This window comes from Xanthomonas sp. WHRI 8393 (assembly GCF_040203315.1).
Lineage (GTDB): Bacteria > Pseudomonadota > Gammaproteobacteria > Xanthomonadales > Xanthomonadaceae > Xanthomonas > Xanthomonas arboricola.
The window spans coordinates 274,505-291,640 of record NZ_JBEGGL010000005.1 but is presented as its reverse complement, the minus strand read 5'-3'; the positions used below and the strand labels follow the sequence as shown (position 1 = coordinate 291,640).

Genomic DNA, 17,136 nt, shown 5'->3' with positions numbered 1-17,136 from the left:
AGCCTGCATTCGCCTCGATTTCATGACTGCCGCGCTATGTTCGCCACTGTTTCTGAGGAGCGTCCCCCATGCGTAAAGGCACTGCACTGATTGTCGGCGTGACCGGCATTTCCGGTTACAACCTCGCTAATGTCCTGGTGGCCGATGGCTGGACCGTCTATGGCCTGGCACGGCGCCCGCTGCCTCAGGACGGCGTGATCCCGCTTGCGGCCGATCTGCTGGATGCCGACAGCACCAGCACCGCGCTGCGTGGCCTGCCGATCACCCACGTGTTCTTCTGCACCTGGACACGGCGCGACACCGAGCGCGAGAACGTCGAAGCCAACGGCGCGATGATGCGGCATCTGTGCGAAGCGTTGAGCGATGCGCCGCTGCAGCACATGGCGCTGGTCACCGGTACCAAGCATTACCTCGGCGCGTTCGAGAACTACGGCAGCGGCAAGGCGGAAACGCCGTTCCGCGAAAGCGAGCCGCGCCAGCCCGGCGAGAATTTCTACTACACGCTGGAAGACCTGTTGTTCGCACACGCCGAGCAGCATGGCTTTGGCTGGAGCGTGCATCGCTCGCACACCATGATCGGCATGGCCAATGGCAGCAATGCGATGAACATGGGCGTGACGCTGGCGGTGTATGCATCGCTGTGCAAGCACACCGGCCAGCCGTTCGTGTTTCCCGGCTCGCAGGCGCAGTGGAACAGCCTCACCGACCTGACCGATGCCGGCCTGCTCGGCAAGCAGCTGGCCTGGGCCGGCCTGAGCCCGGCCGCACGCAATCAGGCCTTCAACACCGTCAACGGCGATGTGTTCCGCTGGCGCTGGATGTGGAGCCAGATTGCCGACTTCTTCGGGCTCGACGCTGCGCCCTGCCCCGAGACCCCGCAGCCGCTGGAGGCACGCCTGAGCGAGACCGCGCCGGCAATATGGAGCGAGATCGCCAGCCAGCATGGCCTAGTGGAGGCCGACGTCAATCGATTGGCATCCTGGTGGCACACCGATGCCGACCTGGGCCGCGAGATCGAGTGCGTCAACGACATGACCAAGAGCCGCGAACTGGGCTTTATGGATTTCTATGACAGCCGTGCATCGTTCCTGGAACTGTTCACGCGCCTGCGCGCGCTGCGCATCATTCCCTGATGCGCTGGGTCGTCGCCACACACGTGGCGGCGACCGTTCTTCCTGTCAACGCGACTTCCGTCACCGCGAGCATCGACGCGATGCTGCGCGCGGGCATTGCGTGCTGAACGCGCATGTGTGGCGAACGCCGATCGATGCATCACGCGAATGCCCCCGTCACCAGCCCCAGGATCTTCAATCTGAGACCGCGGGTTCAACACCGCCCAGCCGCCAGGAATTCCGACGGCCAGGCAGTGCTTCTCACACCGCAGAAGGTGCCAGTTCGCGCAGCTTGCCCTGATGCAGCTCGAGCACGCGGTCCAGGCGCCGCGCCAGGCTGCGATCGTGCGTTACCAGGACCAGACTGGTGCGCTGTGCACGGTTGAGTTCCAGCATCAGCTCGAACACGGTCTCGGCGGTCTTGTCGTCCAAGTTGCCGGTGGGCTCATCGCCCAGCACGCAGCCTGGCTTGTTCACCAGTGCGCGCGCCACCGCCGCACGCTGACGCTCGCCGCCGGACAATTCGCTGGGCTTGTGCTCGATGCGATGTCCGAGCCCGACCGATTCCAGCAACTGCAAGGCCTGCGCCCGCGCCACCGACACCTCTTTCCCGGACAACAGCACCGGCATCATCACGTTTTCCAGCGCGGTGAATTCCGGCAGCAGATGATGGAACTGGTAGACGAAACCCAGGGCCTGATTGCGCAGCTTGCCGCGCTCGCCATCGGACAACGCCGACATGCGCCGTCCGGCCACGTACACCTCGCCCGAGGTCGGAACATCCAAGCCGCCGAGCAGATGCAGCAGCGTGCTCTTGCCCGCCCCTGAGGCGCCGACAATGGCCACGGTTTCGCCGGTCGCCACGGTTAGATCCAGCCCGTCGAACACCGGCGTGCGCATCTTGCCTTCGGCGTAGGTCTTGCCCAGACCCTCGGCGCGGATCACCGCCTCTGCTTGGTTTGGCGTTTGCACGGCCGATTCCCTGATCTCATTCATAACGCAGCGCCTCCGCCGGCTGCGTGCGCGAGGCGCGCCATGCCGGATACAAGGTCGCCAGGAAACTCATCACCAGCGCGACGACGGTGATCACCACCACGTCCTGGGTCTGCATGTCGGTCGGCAAGCCGGTGATGTAATACACGTCCTCGGGCAGCAGCTTGACGCTGAAGATGGTCTCGATCACACCCAGGATGCGTTCCAGGTTGAGCGTCAGCACGATGCCGCCGATCACGCCCATGATCGTGCCCATGAAGCCGATCAACGAACCTTGCACCATGAACACCTGCATCACCCCCGCAGGCGACAGGCCCAGGGTGCGCAGGATGGCGATGTCGGCCTGCTTGTCGGTGACCAGCATCACCTGCGAGGACACCAGGTTGAACGCGCCCATCGCCACGATCAGCGACAGCAGGATGCCCATCACGGTCTTTTCCATCTTCAACGAGTGGTAGAGATTGGCGTTCTCCTGGGTCCAGTCGCTGACCCGGTACGGGCCATGCAACTTCACCGCCAGATCGCGCGCCACCGGCCAGGCCTGATCCATGTCGTGCAGGCGCAGCCGCACGCCGGTGACGCCGTCCATGCGCAACACACGCGCCAGGTCCTGCATGTTGACCACAGCCAGGCCGCGGTCGATCTCGTTGTAGCCCGCCTCGAAGATTCCGCTGACGGTGAAGCGCTTGAGCCGCGGCATCGCGCCCAGCGGCGTGGCCTGGGTATCGCTGAGCAGCACCACGATGCTGTCGCCCATGTCCACGCCCAGCCAGATCGCCAGCTCCTTGCCGATGACGATGTTGTAGGAGCCCGGGGTCAGGCTGTCGACCGACCCCTGCTGCATCTTCTTGGCCAGCACCGATACCTTGCCCTCTTCGGCAGGAACGATGCCGCGCACGATCGCCGGCTGCTTGCGCGGGCCCTGCAGCAGCGATTCGGTTTCGATGTACGGCGCGGCACCGGCGATGCGCGGATCGGCCATGGCGACCGCGACCGCATGCTGCCAGTCGTGCATCGGCGCGCCGTCCGCACTGACCGTGGCATGCGCGGCCATCTGCAGCAGACGGTCACGGATTTCCTTCTGGAAACCGCTCATCACCGCCAGCGTGGTGATCAGCACGGTCACGCCCAGGGCGATGCCCAGGATCGATGCCATCGAGATAAACGAGATGAAGCCATTGCGCCGCTTGGCACGCAGGTAGCGCAAGCCGATGGCAACCGGGATAGGTTTGAACATGCGGTTCAACCAGGAAAGGGACGCTATGGTGCCACTTGCGGCCGCCGGGACGAAATGGCGTGTGCCTGAGCGGCCAGACGCAGTTCACGTCGCTGCGCTGCGGGCAAGGTATCCGGCCAGAAAAGCAGGCGTTGGCGACGTGCATCCAGGCCGGTCCACGCCACCACCGCGATCGGCCCGCGCCACGCCACCTGCAGGCCCTGCACCTGCACACCGTCAACGCTGGCAGGCGTTTCGCTCCAGGGCACGATCACTTCCCGTGCTGACGAGCGCAACAGCAGGCGCAGCGATCGTCCACCGGTCAACACCGTATAGACGGACAGCAGCATCGCCAGCCATGGCGGTGCCCCGCTCCGCCAGAGCGCCCCCAACGCGAGCGCGCTCAGCACGCCCAGCGCGCAAGCAAGCCCGCGCGAGGGCCGCCATTCAAGCCGGCATGGCGCGAATATCGGCGATGAGTGCGGCGTTGACGGCATCCGGGCAGGCCTCGTATCCCATGAACCAGCGCCACAACTTATCGTCTTCGCAATCCAGCAGCTGTAGGAAAACCGCGCGCTCGGATTCGGAAGCCTGCGCCCAGCGTTGATCCAGATAGCGCCCGAACAATTGATCGAGCTCGCGCATGCCGCGCCGGCAACGCCAACGCAGTTTCTTCAACAGGGTTTCTTCATCCATCTCACTCTCCAGCTCGCCTTGCCGGCGCCGAAAACGACAGCGGCACCAGACCAAGGGCCGGTGCCGCTGTGAACCATCTCCCCGCCAACGCGGGTCCGCATTGCGCTGCGATCAGGCGCGACGCGCCATCATCAGCTTCTTGATCTCGGCAATCGCCAGCGCCGGGTTCAGGCCCTTGGGGCAGGTCCGCGCGCAGTTCATGATGGTGTGGCAGCGATACAGCTTGAACGGGTCTTCCAGGTCGTCCAGGCGCGCACCGGTGTCCTCGTCGCGCGAATCGATGATCCAGCGATACGCCTGCAGCAGGATCGCCGGGCCCAGATAGCGTTCGCCATTCCACCAGTAGCTCGGGCAACTGGTCGAGCAGCAGGCGCACAGGATGCACTCGTATAACCCATCGAGCTTGCGGCGGTCTTCCGGCGACTGCAGGCGCTCGCGGTCCGGCGGCGGCGGGGTCTGGGTGCGGATCCACGGCTTGATCGACGCGTACTGCGCGTAGAAATGCGTCAGATCCGGCACCAGGTCCTTGATCACGCTCATATGCGGCAGCGGATAGATCGGCACCTCGGCCTTGCCGCAGGCGGCAATCGCCTTGGTGCAGGCCAGCGTATTGGTGCCGTCGATGTTCATCGCGCACGAGCCGCAGATGCCCTCGCGGCAGGAGCGACGGAACGCCAGCGTCGGGTCGATCTCGTTCTTGATCTTGATCAGCGCGTCCAACACCATCGGACCGCACTTGTCGAGATCGATCTCATAGCTGTCGGTACGCGGGTTGGCTTCGCCATCCGGATCCCAGCGGTAGACCTTGAAGGTGCGCGTGTTCTTGGCGCCCTGTGCAGGGTAATGCTTGCCCTTGCCGATCTTTGAATTCTTGGGGAGGGTGAACTCTGCCATAGCTGCTCTCGTTGGCTCAGGCGATGCGCGGTGCGAACGACAACCGCACCGTGCGCATGAAGGTAAAGATGACGGATGCCACCGCCGAAGCGGTGGCGCAACCGCCGGCGGCGTGCCGGCGTTGCCCCTGCTTCATGAAGCGATCCGGCTGGCGCGGTGCACGGCTGCGGTATCCGGACAGGCCGGCCAGCAGAGGCAATGCGAAAGCGGATCGATCCATGCGCATCGATCAGTAAACGCGCGGCTTCGGCGGGACCACGTCCACGTCCTTGCTCAGCGTGTACATGTGCACCGGACGATATTCGAACTCGCACTTGCCCTTGTCGTCGACGGTGACCAGCGTGTGCTTCTGCCAGTTGACGTCGTCGCGGTCCGGGAAGTCTTCGTGCGAATGCGCGCCGCGGCTCTCATGCCGCTGTTCGGCCGAGTTGATCGTCGCCACTGCATTGAGCAGCAGGTTGTTCAACTCGTAGGTTTCGATCAGATCCGAATTCCATACCAGCGAGCGGTCCGAGACCTTGACGTCTTCGAAGCTGGCAAAGATCTCGGCCATCTTGTCGACGCCCTCTTTCAGCGTCTTGCTGGTACGGAACACCGCCGCGTCCGACTGCATGGTGCGCTGCATGTTGTCGCGGATCACCGAGGTCGGCGTGGAGCCGTTGGCGTAGCGCAGCTTGTCCAGCAGGCCCAGCGCCTTTTCGCAGGCATCGGACGGCAATGTCTTGTGCGGCTGGTTGGGCTTGACCGTCTCGGCGCAGCGGTTTGCCACCGCACGGCCGAATACCACCAGATCCAGCAGCGAGTTGGAACCCAGGCGGTTGGCGCCGTGCACCGACACGCAGGCAGCTTCGCCGATCGCATACAGGCCCGGCACGACCGCATCCGGATTGTCGCCCTGCTTGCGCACGACTTCGCCATAGAAGTTGGTCGGAATGCCGCCCATGTTGTAGTGCACGGTCGGCAACACCGGAATCGGCTGCTTGGTCACGTCCACACCGGCAAAGATGTGCGCGCTCTCGGCGATGCCGGGCAGCTTTTCGTTGATGACTTCCGGGCCGAGGTGGGTCAGGTCGAGCAGGATGTGATCCTTGTGCTCGCCCACGCCACGGCCTTCGCGGATCTCCACGGTCATCGAACGCGATACCACGTCGCGCGATGCCAGATCCTTGTAATGCGGTGCATAGCGCTCCATGAAGCGCTCGCCATTGCTGTTGCGCAGGATGCCGCCTTCGCCACGCACGCCCTCGGTGATCAGGCAGCCCGCACCGTAGATACCGGTGGGATGGAACTGCACGAACTCCATGTCCTGCACCGGCAGACCGGCACGCATCACCAGCCCGCCGCCGTCACCGGTACAGGTGTGGGCGGAGGTGGCGCTGAAGTAGGCACGGCCATAGCCGCCGGTGGCCAGCACCACGCCGTGGGCGCGGAACAGATGCAAGCTGCCATCGGCCATATCCAGCGCCAGCACGCCGCGGCAGACGCCTTCCTCGTCGAAGATCAGGTCGAGTGCGAAGTACTCGATCATGAAGCGTGCGTTGTGCGCCAGCGACTGCTGGTACAGCGTGTGCAGCATCGCGTGACCGGTACGGTCGGCCGCCGCGCAGGTGCGCTGCGCGGACGGGCCTTCGCCGTACTTGGTGGTCATGCCGCCGAACGGGCGCTGGTAGATCTTGCCCTCTTCGGTACGCGAGAACGGCACGCCGTAGTGCTCGAGCTCAATGATGGCCGGGATCGCCTCACGGCACATGTACTCGATCGCGTCCTGGTCGCCCAGCCAATCGGAGCCCTTGATGGTGTCGTAGAAGTGGTAGCGCCAGTCGTCTTCGCCCATGTTGCCGAGCGCGGCCGAGATGCCGCCCTGCGCCGCAACGGTATGCGAGCGGGTCGGGAAGACCTTGGTCAGGCAGACCGTCTGCAGGCCCTTCTGGGCCAGGCCGAACGTGGCGCGCAGGCCGGCGCCGCCGGCGCCCACCACGACCATGTCGTACTTGTGTTCTGTGATCTTGTAAGCGGACATCGAATTATGGATTCCTGTTTGGTCGCGGACGACTCAGCTGATGCCCAGCGCAATACGCGCCACGGCAAACACGCTGACGATGGCGCCCAGCACGGCGACGAAGCGCACGATGGTCTGCGCAGCAAGCGCGAGCAGCGAGTTGTGCACGTAATCTTCCAGCACCACCTGCATGCCCAGCTGCGCATGCCAGAACGAGGCGATCAGGAAGCCGACCAACAGGATCGCGTTCCAGGGCTTGGCCACGGCAGCGCTGGCCGCAGCGTGATCGGCACCGATCAGGCTCAGCACGAAGATCAGGAACCAGATCGACAGCGGCACCAGGGCGGTGGCGGTCAGGCGCTGCACCACGAAGTGCTCGGTGCCGGTCTTGGCGGCACCCAGGCCACGCACGTTCTTCAGCGGGGTACGGTAGCGGTTCATACGGCACCTCCGGCCAGCAGTACATAGGCCCAGATCGCAGCGGTGAGCACGAAGCTCAGGATTAGCGACAACCAGCCAAGACTGACGAACGAGCGCACTGCATAGCCCTGTCCGAAGTCCTGCATGATGTGGCGCAGTCCACCGAACAGGTGGAACGCGAAGCACCAGGTCCAGCCGAACAGGAAGACCTGGCCGTACCAGGCGCCTGCGTGCTCGCGGAAACAATTCCAGTGGTTGGGGCCGAGCATCAATGTCAGCAAGGCGGCGGCAATCGCCAGGGCGCCGATGGACAGTACGATGCCAGTGGCTCGATTGAGAATCGAGGTCACCATCTGTATCTGCCAGCGGTACACCTGGAGATGCGGGGAAAGAGGACGTTCGCGGATCGCCATTCGCTGGGCTCGTTTTCTCGGCTGGGCGGCACTAGACCGCTGTGGCTAAAAGCTGCTCAAAAATCGATGCAGCGTCCATTTTTTTCCCAGTCGCCGTAGCGCGTTGGCTCGGGGCCGTCGCGTCCACCAATCTCCTTGGGCAGTGGCTGCTTCTCGGGAAGATGCTCCTGAGGAGAAGGCTGCGTCTCGGAATCCTGCGCTGGGGTGGGGGTTGGATGGCCTATCATAGTGGTCTCACAACATTGCGATTTTAGTCCTCCCCTTCCATGGCTGACAACCTGAATCTTATTCCACAGGGTTTTGGCTCCCTGCACGACATGCAATACGTCCGCTTGATCGGGACGGATGCAGTGGCGTTCGCGCATGCGCAATTTGCCAACGACGTACAGGCGCTGGCGATCGGGCAGTGGCAGTGGAATGCGTGGTTGACGGCAAAGGGGCGCGTGATCGCCATCTTCGCACTCCTGCGTGAGGACGACACCCACCTGCTGATGCTGTTGCCCGATGGCAATGCGGCCGAGATCGCAACGCAACTCGGCCGTTTTGTGTTCCGACGCAAGCTCAAGATCGGCGTGGCGGCGCTTTCGGCGTTTGGCGGCCTTGCCGCGCCCGCCCGCGCCCAGGGCGCGCAGGCCGATATCGGAACGCAGCGTATCGAATTGGACCTGGGCAGCCCTGCCCTGCCGCGCACGCTGGTGTTGCTGACGAACGATGAGGCATTGGCCGCGCCTATCGAAGTACCGCGCATGGACGCCGAGTGGCGCCGTACGGACCTGCAACTGGGGCTGGCGCGCCTGCCCGATGCGCAACGTGAGCAGTGGACGCCGCAGCAGCTGGCGCTGGATCGCCTGCAGGCCTTCAGCGTCAAGAAGGGCTGCTATCCGGGCCAGGAAATCGTGGCGCGGACGCATTTTCTGGGCAAGGCCAAGCGTGCACTGCAGCTGCTGCAGGTCGATGCCGTTGGCAGCGATGCGCTGGTCGAGGCGGGCCAGGCCGTGCTGCTGGGCGATGCCACCGTTGGAACGCTGGTCAGCGTGGCGGGCGATCTTGCGCTGGCGGTGCTGCCGCTGGAGCTGACCCTGGAGGCCGACGCCGTGCTGCAGGCGGGCGCGCATGCCGCCCGCCCGCTTGCATTCGTGCAGGGACTGGCGCGTTAGGCCAGTGCCAGCCGTTCGCCGCTGGCCGGGTCGAAGAAGTGCAGCGCCTCGCTGCGCAGTGCCAGGCGCAGCTGCTCCCCCACCGCCGGCAGGGCCTGCGGTGCGACCCGGATCACCAGCGGCTGGCCGCCACGGTCGAGGTTGAGGAAGATCTCGTTGCCGACCGGCTCGATCACGTCGATACGCGCGTCAAAGCCCAGCGCGGCATCGTTTGACGGCTGCAGATGCTCCGGACGCACGCCGACGATCACCTCGTGACCGAACCAGCTGCGCTCGACCCGCGCCGCACCCAGCGGCACGCGCCAGCCATCGGCCATGACCAGATGCAGGCCGTCCTGCTCATCCAGGCGCCCCTGCAGCACGTTCATCGCCGGGCTGCCGAGGAATCCGGCCACAAACAGATTGGCCGGGCGGTCGTACAGCGCCATCGGGCTGTCGATCTGCTGGATCACCCCATCCTTGAGCACCACGATGCGCTGGCCCAGCGTCATCGCCTCGACCTGATCGTGGGTGACGTAGATCATCGTGGTGCCGAGCTTGCGATGCAGCTGCGCGATCTCGGTACGCACGCTGTGGCGCAGCTTGGCATCCAGATTGGACAGCGGCTCGTCGAGCAGGAACACCGACGACTCGCGCACCATCGCCCGCCCCAGCGCCACGCGCTGACGCTGGCCGCCGGACATCGCCTTGGGCAGCTTGTCGAGCATCGGGGTCAGCCCCAGCAACTCGGCGGCGTTGTTGACGCGCTCGGCGATGACCTGTTTGGGGTGGCCGCGCAGCTTGAGCCCGAAGGCCAGGTTCTCGGCCACGGTCATGTGCGGATAGAGCGCGTAGCTCTGGAACACCATGGCGATGTCGCGGTCCTTGGGAGCCACGTCGTTGACCACGCGCTCGCCGATCTTCAGCGTGCCGGCACTGATGTCCTCGAGCCCGGCGATCATGCGCAACAGGGTCGACTTGCCGCAGCCGGACGGACCGACCAGCACCATCAGCTCGCCATCGGCGACCTCGAAGCTCGCACCCTGCACCGCGACCTGGCCGTTCTCGTAGACCTTGCGGACACCTTCCAACTGCACTTTCGCCATCTTCGGCCTCAACGTAAGTTGTGCGCCCTGCCCTCGGCCCTCCCGACGGCGGTGACGCCGCATGCGCCTGCAAGGAAATCCCCTGCAAACGAATGCATTGGTTTATTCTGACATGTAATCGTTTTCACATGGCAACATCGATCTCGGGAGGGACCATGCCGCCACCGACCCAAGCCGCTGTCTCAAGCGGTGCAGCCTACCTTGCGAGGCCCGCCATTCGGCCACGCATGTGCAGGTCAACCGCCGCGGCGCTAACCGCTGACGGCCACTTGCTGCAACAATCGGGGATTGGGCGTGCGCGTCCATCCCCCGCTGCGCGCACGCCAGTGTCGCTCAGGAACAGACATACCGACCGCCGGCTGTCCGGCGCCTTTCCGACCAGCTGCTGATCACGATGTCTCCAGAATCTGAAATTCGGTCCATGCACAACACCCTGATCCTGTTCGGCGCCACCGGCGATCTCGCCCAGCGCTATCTCTTCCCGTCCCTGCTGCGATTGTTCGTCGATGGCCTGCTGCCGGAGGATTTCCGTATCCGCGCACTGGCGCTGTCTCCGCACGACACCGAGGCATTCCGCGAGGTCCTGCGCCCGCGCCTGGCCGCCGCGCTGCCGATCGCCACGCCCGAGCAGATCGAAACGCTGCTGCAGCGGGTCGACTATCGCTCGGTGGATCTGCGCGATGCCGAGTCGGTGGCCAATGCCGTACGCGAGCTGGCCAGCCGCCAGTGCGTGAGCTACCTGGCGATTCCGCCGGGCCTGTACATCAGCACCTGCCAGGGCCTGGCCCTGGGCGGCGCGCTGGCTGCGCCGCACCGGCTGATGCTGGAAAAGCCGATCGGCCACGACTCGGACAGCGCCCGCGAGATCCTGCAGTCGATCGGCGCGCTGATCGACGAAGACCGCGTGTTCCGCCTCGACCACTACCTGGGCAAGGCGGCGGTGCAGAACCTGATCGCCCTGCGCTTCGGCAATACGTTGCTGGAAGCGGTGTGGAACCGCACCTATATCGAGTCGGTGCAGATCCTGGTGGCCGAGAGCGAAGGCGTGGATGGGCGCGATGCCTACTACGCGCGCTCCGGCGCGCTGCGCGACATGGTGCAGAGTCACATCCTGCAGTTGTTGTGCCTGGTGGCGATGGAGCCGCCGGCCTCGCTGGAAGCCGATCGCATCCGCGACGAGAAGGTCAAGGTGCTGCGCGCGCTGCGCCCGATGACCGCCGAGCATGCCGCCCACGACAGCGTGCGTGGCCGCTACACCGCCGGCAGCATCAACGGCCAGCCGGCGCAGGCCTATCACCCGCCGGAAGGCAGCGACGTGGAAACCTTCGTCGCGGTGACCGCGCATATCGACAACTGGCGCTGGGCCGGGGTGCCGTTCCACCTGTGCACCGGCAAGCGTCTGGCCGAGCGTTCCACCCGCATCGTGGTCACGCTCAAGCCGGTGACGCATTGGCTGTTCGAGCGCCCGGACCGGCAGAACGCGGTGCCCAACCGCCTGACCTTCCAGCTGCAGCCGCAGGAAAACATCGAGCTTGGTCTGATGAGCAGCCTGGCCGGCCCGGAATGGGGTGCGATCGAACTGCAGCCGCTGGAACTGGAACTGTCGGTGCCGACCGGCCTGCACCGCCGCATCGCCTACGAGCGCCTGTTCGTGGATGCCTTCAACGGCAACCCGGCGCTGTTCGTACGCGACGACGAGGTCAAGGCCGCCTGGTCGTGGATCGACAGCGTCAGCGATGCGTGGAAAGACGCGCAGCTGCCGCTGCAGCCCTACCCGGCCGGCAGCTGGGGCCCCGATGCCGCGGCGCCCTTCCTGCCCCCGGCCACCGACGCACAGGGACACACCGCATGACCGCTCCTTCCAAGCCGGTGCTGGTTGCCGATATCGGCGGAACCAATGCGCGCTTCGCGCTGGCCGACGTCGACGCCTCGGTGCCGCTGCTGGATGACACCTCGCGCGAATTTGCGGTGGTCGATTTCGGTTCGCTCGGCGAAGCCGCGCGCTATTACCTCGATCAGATCGGCGTGCAGGCCACCCAGGGCGTGTTCGCCGTGGCCGGCCGCGTGGACGGCGACGAGGCGCGCATCACCAACCATCCGTGGGTGATCTCGCGCTCGCGCACCGCAGCGATGCTGGGCTTCAGCACCCTGCACCTGATCAACGACTTCGCCGCGCAGGCCATGGCGATCAGCCTGCTGCGCCCGCAGGACGTGGTGCAGGTCGGCGGCGCCAGCTGGCGGCCGGCGCCGATCGATCAGCCGCGCAACTACGGCGTGATCGGCCCGGGCACCGGGCTGGGCGTGGGTGGGCTGATCATCCGCAACGGGCGTTGCTTTCCGCTGGAAACCGAAGGTGGCCACGTCAGCTTTCCGCCCGGCACGCCAGAGGAGATCCGCATCCTGGAAATCCTTTCCGAGCAGTTCGGCCGGGTCTCCAACGAGCGCCTGATCTGCGGCCCGGGCCTGGTCAACATCCATCGCGCGCTCAGCGAGATCGCCGGGGTCGACCCGGGCCCGCTGCAGCCCAAGGACATCACCGCGCGTGCGGCGGCGGGCGACCCGCGCTCGTCGCGCACCATCGATCTGTTCTGCGCCATCTTCGGTGCGATCGCCGGCGATATGGTGTTGATGCAGGGCGCCTGGGACGGCGTATTCCTCACCGGCGGGCTGGTGCCCAAGGTGCTGGATTCGCTGCAGCATTCCGGCTTCCGCCAGCGCTTCGAACACAAGGGACGCTTCTCCGCGATCATGTCGCGGGTGCCATCGCTGGCTGTCATGCACCCGCATGCCGGCCTGCTCGGCGCCGCCGCCTATGCGGTGGATGCGCAGCGTCAGCATCCAGGGGAGCAGCGATGAACCTGCAGGACAATCCGCGCATCACACTGGTGCGCTACGAAGACCCGGCCGAGTGGACCGAGGCGGTAGCCAGCGAGATGGCCGACCTGCTGGAACAGGAGATATCGCGCCGCGGCCAGGCACGCATGCTGCTGTCAGGCGGCACCACCCCGGCGCCCGTGTACGAATCCCTTGCCCACCGTCCGCTGGACTGGTCGCGGGTGGAAGTGGGCCTGGTCGATGAGCGCTGGCTCTCGCCGCAGGATCAGGACAGCAACGCCTGGCTGGTCAATCACAGCTTTTTGACCCACGCACCGGCGGCCACCTTCATCCCGCTGGTGCGCCCGGGCAAGCAGTTGCCCGAGTGCGTGCACACCGCGAACCTGCAGGCCAGGCACGCCGAGCCTGCGTGCCTGGCGGTGCTGGGCATGGGCGGCGACGGACACACCGCCTCCCTGTTTCCGGGCTCGACCGACCTGAGCAAGGCGCTGTCCAGCCCGCAGCCGTACGCGTCGCTGGATGCCACCGGCTGCCCCGGCTCGAATCAGTGGCCGCTGCGGATCACGCTGACACCGGCCGGACTGGCCGCCATCCCGACCCGCCTGCTGCTGTTGCGCGGCAAGCAGAAGCTGGACGTGCTGCAGGCTGCATTGGCCGGTGACGATGTCAGCGAGTATCCGATCCGCGTGGCGCTGCAGCCGCCGGGCCCGAAATTGCGGGTTCACTGGTGTGCGTGAGTGCGAGTCCCTCGCAAGAGCCCGCACATCCATGTGCGGGGATTCAAACGTGCGAGTCCTTCGCAAAAGCCCGCACATCCATGTGCGGGTATCTACGAAAAGAACAGCGTGATTACCTTCCCCGTTTCTCATAGCCGGTAGCCAATGAGCCTGCATCCGAACATCCAAGCTGTCACCGACCGTATCCGCAAGCGCAGCGCGCCGTCGCGCGCGGCGTATCTGGCCGGTCTCGATGCCGCCCTGCGCGAGGGGCCGTTCCGTAGCCGTTTGAGCTGCGGCAACCTGGCGCATGGTTTCGCCGCGTCCGAGCCGACCGACAAGTCGCGCCTGCGCGGTGCGGCCACGCCCAACCTGGGCATCATCACCGCCTACAACGACATGCTGTCGGCACACCAGCCGTTCGAGCATTACCCGCAGCTGATCCGCGACACCGCGCGTACGCTCGGTGCCACCGCGCAGGTGGCCGGCGGCGTGCCGGCGATGTGCGACGGCGTGACCCAGGGCCGCGCCGGCATGGAGCTGTCGCTGTTCTCGCGCGACAACATCGCCCAGGCCGCGGCGATCGGCCTCAGCCACGATATGTTCGACAGCGTGGTGTACCTGGGCGTGTGCGACAAGATCGTGCCGGGCTTGCTGATCGGCGCGCTGGCGTTCGGGCATCTGCCGGCGCTGTTCATGCCGGCCGGCCCGATGACGCCCGGCATTCCGAACAAGCAGAAGGCCGAAGTGCGCGAGCGCTACGCCGCCGGCGAAGCCACCCGCGCCGAACTGCTGGAAGCCGAGTCGTCCTCGTATCACTCGCCCGGCACCTGCACCTTCTACGGCACCGCCAATTCCAACCAGGTGTTGCTCGAGGCGATGGGCGTGCAGCTGCCCGGTGCCTCGTTCGTCAACCCGGAGCTGCAGTTGCGCGATGCGCTGACCCGTGAGGGCACCGCGCGTGCGCTGGCAATTTCTGCGCTGGGCCAGGACTTCCGTCCGTTCGGTCGCCTGATCGACGAGCGTGCCATCGTCAATGCCGTGGTCGCGCTGATGGCCACCGGTGGTTCGACCAATCACACCATCCACTGGATTGCGGTAGCGCGTGCGGCCGGCATCGTGCTGACCTGGGACGACATGGATCTGATCTCGCAGACCGTGCCGCTGCTGACCCGCATCTACCCCAACGGCGAAGCCGACGTGAACCGCTTCCAGGCCGCGGGCGGCACTGCCTTCGTGTTCCGCGAGCTGATGGACGCCGGGCTGATGCACGACGACCTGCCCACCGTGGTCGAAGGCGGCATGCGCGCCTACGCCAACGAGCCGCGCCTGCAGGACGGCAAGGTCGTCTACGTGCCCGGCACTGCGACCACCGCCGACGACAGCGTGGCGCGGCCGGTCAGCGCCGCATTCGAATCGCAGGGCGGCCTGCGCCTGCTGCGCGGCAACCTGGGCCGTTCGCTGATCAAGTTGTCGGCAGTCAAGCCGCAGCACCGTACGATCGAAGCGCCGGCAGTGGTGATCGACACGCCACAGGTGCTCAACAAGCTGCACGCCGCCGGCGTGCTGCCGCACGATTTCGTGGTGGTGCTGCGTTACCAGGGCCCGCGTGCCAACGGCATGCCGGAACTGCATTCGATGGCGCCGTTGCTGGGTTTGCTGCAGAACCAGGGCCGGCGTGTGGCCTTGGTCACCGACGGCCGTCTGTCCGGTGCGTCGGGCAAGTTCCCGGCGGCGATCCACATGACGCCCGAAGCCGCACGCGGCGGTCCGATCGGGCGTGTGCGCGAAGGCGACATCGTGCGCCTGGACGGTGAAGCCGGCACGCTGGAAGTGCTGGTCTCGGCCGAAGAGTGGGCATCGCGCGAGGTCGCACCCAACACCTCGGTGGCGGGCAACGACCTGGGGCGCAACCTGTTCGCCATCAACCGCCAGGTGGTTGGCCCGGCCGACCAGGGCGCCATCTCGATTTCCTGCGGCCCGACCCGTCCGGACGGCGCGCTGTGGAGCTACGACGCCGAGTACGAACTCGGTGCCGATGCAGCCGCCGCCGCCGCACCGCACGAGTCCAAGGACGCCTGATTCCCCTTCCCTCTGCGCGACCGCCCCGCGGTCGCCGTCTAACGGAGTTGCAATGACGATTGCCCAGACCCAGAACACCGCCGAACAGCTGCTGCGCGATGCCGGCATCCTGCCGGTGGTCACCGTGGACACGCTGGACCAGGCGCGCCGCGTGGCCGATGCGCTGCTCGAAGGCGGCCTGCCCGCGATCGAACTGACCCTGCGCACCCCGATTGCGATCGAAGCGCTGGCCATGCTCAAGCGCGAGCTGCCCAACATCGTGATCGGCGCCGGCACCGTGCTGAGCGAGCTGCAACTGCGTCAGTCGGTGGATGCCGGTGCCGACTTCCTGGTCACCCCCGGCACGCCGGCGCCGCTGGCGCGCCTGCTTGCCGATGCGCCGATCCCCGCCGTGCCCGGCGCGGCCACGCCGACCGAGCTGCTGACCCTGATGGGCCTGGGCTTCCGCGTGTGCAAGCTGTTCCCGGCCACCGCCGTGGGCGGCTTGCAGATGCTCAAGGGCCTGGCCGGCCCGCTGTCCGAACTCAAGCTCTGCCCCACCGGCGGCATCAGCGAGGCCAACGCGGCCGAGTTCCTGTCGCAGCCGAATGTGCTGTGCATCGGCGGCTCGTGGATGGTGCCCAAGGACTGGCTGGCACAGGGCCAGTGGGACAAGGTCAAGGAGAGCTCGGCCAAGGCGGCGGCGATCGTGCGGCAGGTACGCGCGGGCTGATTCTCTGGCCAGTGTATCCAGCGGCTTGGAACCCAGGTTGCCGGGAAAGCTGGATAGCTGAGGACAGCTGATCAGTTGGCGCTTTGGTTTTGAATGAGGAAAGCCCGGTTTGCTGGCGCTTTCACTTTGGTTGAGGAAAGGCTGCTGGCAGGCGCCTTGTTTCATGCGTGCCAGCGGCCCGCGGGCGCCGGGCAGGACACGCCGTGAACCCATCCATGGGGGCTCTTACACGCGCCATGTCGTGTAAGGTCCTGCCCCGGCGCCCGCGGACCACTCTTCGAATGTTCCTGTGTTGGCGGAACGGAGAGCAGCCACTGCCGCAGGGCATGCTCGACCTAGGTTTTGATCGTTGCCTCGGCTATTGGGGCAGAGGCTTCTTCGCATCCCTCTTGAAGGCAGCGGATTGAGAGCGCTGGAAACCGTGCACTTCTGAGTAGTTGGTGTCTGGGCGGTGTGTCTGGGAGCTACGAAGTCGAAGGTCCAGAGGACGTGCAGCGAACGTGGCGGATGATTGGCACGCACCAAAAATCGACCACTGAATCGGCTGCCGTTTTTCGTCGCTCAACGTCGCGGAAACGACTCGCCGAAGCGGCAGCGTGGCCGGGGATTGGCGGAGAGCGGCACAGGGATGTGCTGCGGCGGCGAGTCAGACAGGATGTCTGACCGAGCCGAGGAGCCAGTCCGCGGACGCGCTGTCGCCCTCACCAAAGCCAGCGAAACACAGCCGCGTGCCTGGCAGTGCCCCGGAAGAGAAACCGTACCCTCCCCCCAACCCCGCTCCCGGCCCACGCTTGCGGCGCGGTAGA

Annotated in this window: 18 protein-coding genes; 7 read left to right on the top strand and 11 right to left on the bottom strand. The window is 65.9% G+C overall.

Going from position 1 to position 17,136, the window contains the following annotated elements; all coding sequences use genetic code 11:
- Positions 1-68: 68 nt before the first annotated feature.
- Positions 69-1,133 carry an SDR family oxidoreductase gene (locus ABQ137_RS17425; protein WP_054592954.1) on the top strand — a complete coding sequence of 355 codons (1,065 nt, stop codon included), beginning with the start codon at positions 69-71 and terminating at the stop codon, positions 1,131-1,133.
- Between the two features lie 240 nt (positions 1,134-1,373).
- Here the strand turns inward: ABQ137_RS17425 and lolD are convergent, their stop codons facing one another.
- From lolD to ABQ137_RS17375, 10 genes are all read right to left on the bottom strand, one after another.
- Positions 1,374-2,108, bottom strand: a complete 735-nt coding sequence (gene lolD / locus ABQ137_RS17420; protein ID WP_349783253.1) for a lipoprotein-releasing ABC transporter ATP-binding protein LolD — start codon at positions 2,106-2,108, stop codon at positions 1,374-1,376.
- Complete coding sequence (locus tag ABQ137_RS17415; RefSeq protein WP_039514422.1) at positions 2,101-3,342, bottom strand: lipoprotein-releasing ABC transporter permease subunit; 1,242 nt, start codon at positions 3,340-3,342, stop codon at positions 2,101-2,103. The genes lolD and ABQ137_RS17415 overlap by 8 nt, the downstream gene beginning before the upstream one ends.
- Positions 3,343-3,365: 23 nt before the next feature.
- The gene (locus ABQ137_RS17410) at positions 3,366-3,818 is read right to left on the bottom strand and encodes a hypothetical protein (protein WP_065047439.1); all 453 of its coding nucleotides are present in this window, start codon (positions 3,816-3,818) and stop codon (positions 3,366-3,368) included.
- Positions 3,769-4,017 (bottom strand): FAD assembly factor SdhE, encoded by a 249-nt coding sequence (locus tag ABQ137_RS17405; RefSeq protein ID WP_016902588.1) that lies wholly within the window; start codon positions 4,015-4,017, stop codon positions 3,769-3,771. Before ABQ137_RS17405 ends, ABQ137_RS17410 begins: the two co-directional genes overlap by 50 nt.
- Before the next feature lie 111 nt (positions 4,018-4,128).
- Positions 4,129-4,911 carry a succinate dehydrogenase iron-sulfur subunit gene (locus tag ABQ137_RS17400; RefSeq protein WP_024938686.1) on the bottom strand — a complete coding sequence of 261 codons (783 nt, stop codon included), beginning with the start codon at positions 4,909-4,911 and terminating at the stop codon, positions 4,129-4,131.
- 16 nt (positions 4,912-4,927) lie between these two features.
- On the bottom strand, positions 4,928-5,137 hold the full coding sequence (locus ABQ137_RS17395; RefSeq protein WP_349783252.1) for a hypothetical protein: 210 nt from the start codon (positions 5,135-5,137) through the stop codon (positions 4,928-4,930).
- Positions 5,138-5,140: 3 nt separating this feature from the next.
- Complete coding sequence (gene sdhA / locus ABQ137_RS17390) at positions 5,141-6,931, bottom strand: succinate dehydrogenase flavoprotein subunit (RefSeq protein ID WP_039514416.1); 1,791 nt, start codon at positions 6,929-6,931, stop codon at positions 5,141-5,143.
- 33 nt (positions 6,932-6,964) lie between these two features.
- Positions 6,965-7,351, bottom strand: a complete 387-nt coding sequence (gene sdhD, locus ABQ137_RS17385) for a succinate dehydrogenase, hydrophobic membrane anchor protein (RefSeq protein WP_016902592.1) — start codon at positions 7,349-7,351, stop codon at positions 6,965-6,967.
- Positions 7,348-7,743 carry a succinate dehydrogenase, cytochrome b556 subunit gene (gene sdhC / locus ABQ137_RS17380; protein ID WP_349783251.1) on the bottom strand — a complete coding sequence of 132 codons (396 nt, stop codon included), beginning with the start codon at positions 7,741-7,743 and terminating at the stop codon, positions 7,348-7,350. Before sdhC ends, sdhD begins: the two co-directional genes overlap by 4 nt.
- Before the next feature lie 56 nt (positions 7,744-7,799).
- Positions 7,800-7,970 carry a DUF1674 domain-containing protein gene (locus ABQ137_RS17375; protein WP_162839016.1) on the bottom strand — a complete coding sequence of 57 codons (171 nt, stop codon included), beginning with the start codon at positions 7,968-7,970 and terminating at the stop codon, positions 7,800-7,802.
- 39 nt (positions 7,971-8,009) lie between these two features.
- Between ABQ137_RS17375 and ygfZ the strand changes: the two genes are divergently transcribed.
- Complete coding sequence (gene ygfZ, locus ABQ137_RS17370) at positions 8,010-8,900, top strand: CAF17-like 4Fe-4S cluster assembly/insertion protein YgfZ (RefSeq protein ID WP_104554269.1); 891 nt, start codon at positions 8,010-8,012, stop codon at positions 8,898-8,900.
- Here the strand turns inward: ygfZ and ABQ137_RS17365 are convergent.
- Positions 8,897-9,985, bottom strand: a complete 1,089-nt coding sequence (locus tag ABQ137_RS17365) for an ABC transporter ATP-binding protein (protein WP_349783250.1) — start codon at positions 9,983-9,985, stop codon at positions 8,897-8,899. The two genes, ygfZ and ABQ137_RS17365, sit on opposite strands and share 4 nt — an antisense overlap.
- A 421-nt stretch (positions 9,986-10,406) precedes the next feature.
- On the opposite strand from ABQ137_RS17365, the gene zwf reads away from it, so the two are divergent.
- The 5 genes from zwf (at position 10,407) to ABQ137_RS17340 (ending at position 16,330) form a co-directional block, all read left to right on the top strand.
- The gene (zwf, locus tag ABQ137_RS17360) at positions 10,407-11,837 is read left to right on the top strand and encodes a glucose-6-phosphate dehydrogenase (RefSeq protein ID WP_016902596.1); all 1,431 of its coding nucleotides are present in this window, start codon (positions 10,407-10,409) and stop codon (positions 11,835-11,837) included.
- Entirely contained in the window at positions 11,834-12,841 is a 1,008-nt protein-coding gene (gene glk / locus ABQ137_RS17355; RefSeq protein WP_016902597.1) for a glucokinase, read from the top strand. Before zwf ends, glk begins: the two co-directional genes overlap by 4 nt.
- Positions 12,838-13,557, top strand: coding sequence for a 6-phosphogluconolactonase (pgl, locus tag ABQ137_RS17350; protein WP_102254232.1), 720 nt, complete (start codon positions 12,838-12,840; stop codon positions 13,555-13,557). Before glk ends, pgl begins: the two co-directional genes overlap by 4 nt.
- 144 nt (positions 13,558-13,701) lie before the next feature.
- A complete protein-coding gene (gene edd, locus ABQ137_RS17345; protein ID WP_024938694.1) occupies positions 13,702-15,618 on the top strand; it encodes a phosphogluconate dehydratase in 1,917 nt (638 codons plus the stop codon).
- A 52-nt stretch (positions 15,619-15,670) separates the two neighbouring features.
- Positions 15,671-16,330, top strand: coding sequence for a bifunctional 4-hydroxy-2-oxoglutarate aldolase/2-dehydro-3-deoxy-phosphogluconate aldolase (locus ABQ137_RS17340; protein ID WP_039815810.1), 660 nt, complete (start codon positions 15,671-15,673; stop codon positions 16,328-16,330).
- Positions 16,331-17,136 lie beyond the last annotated feature (806 nt).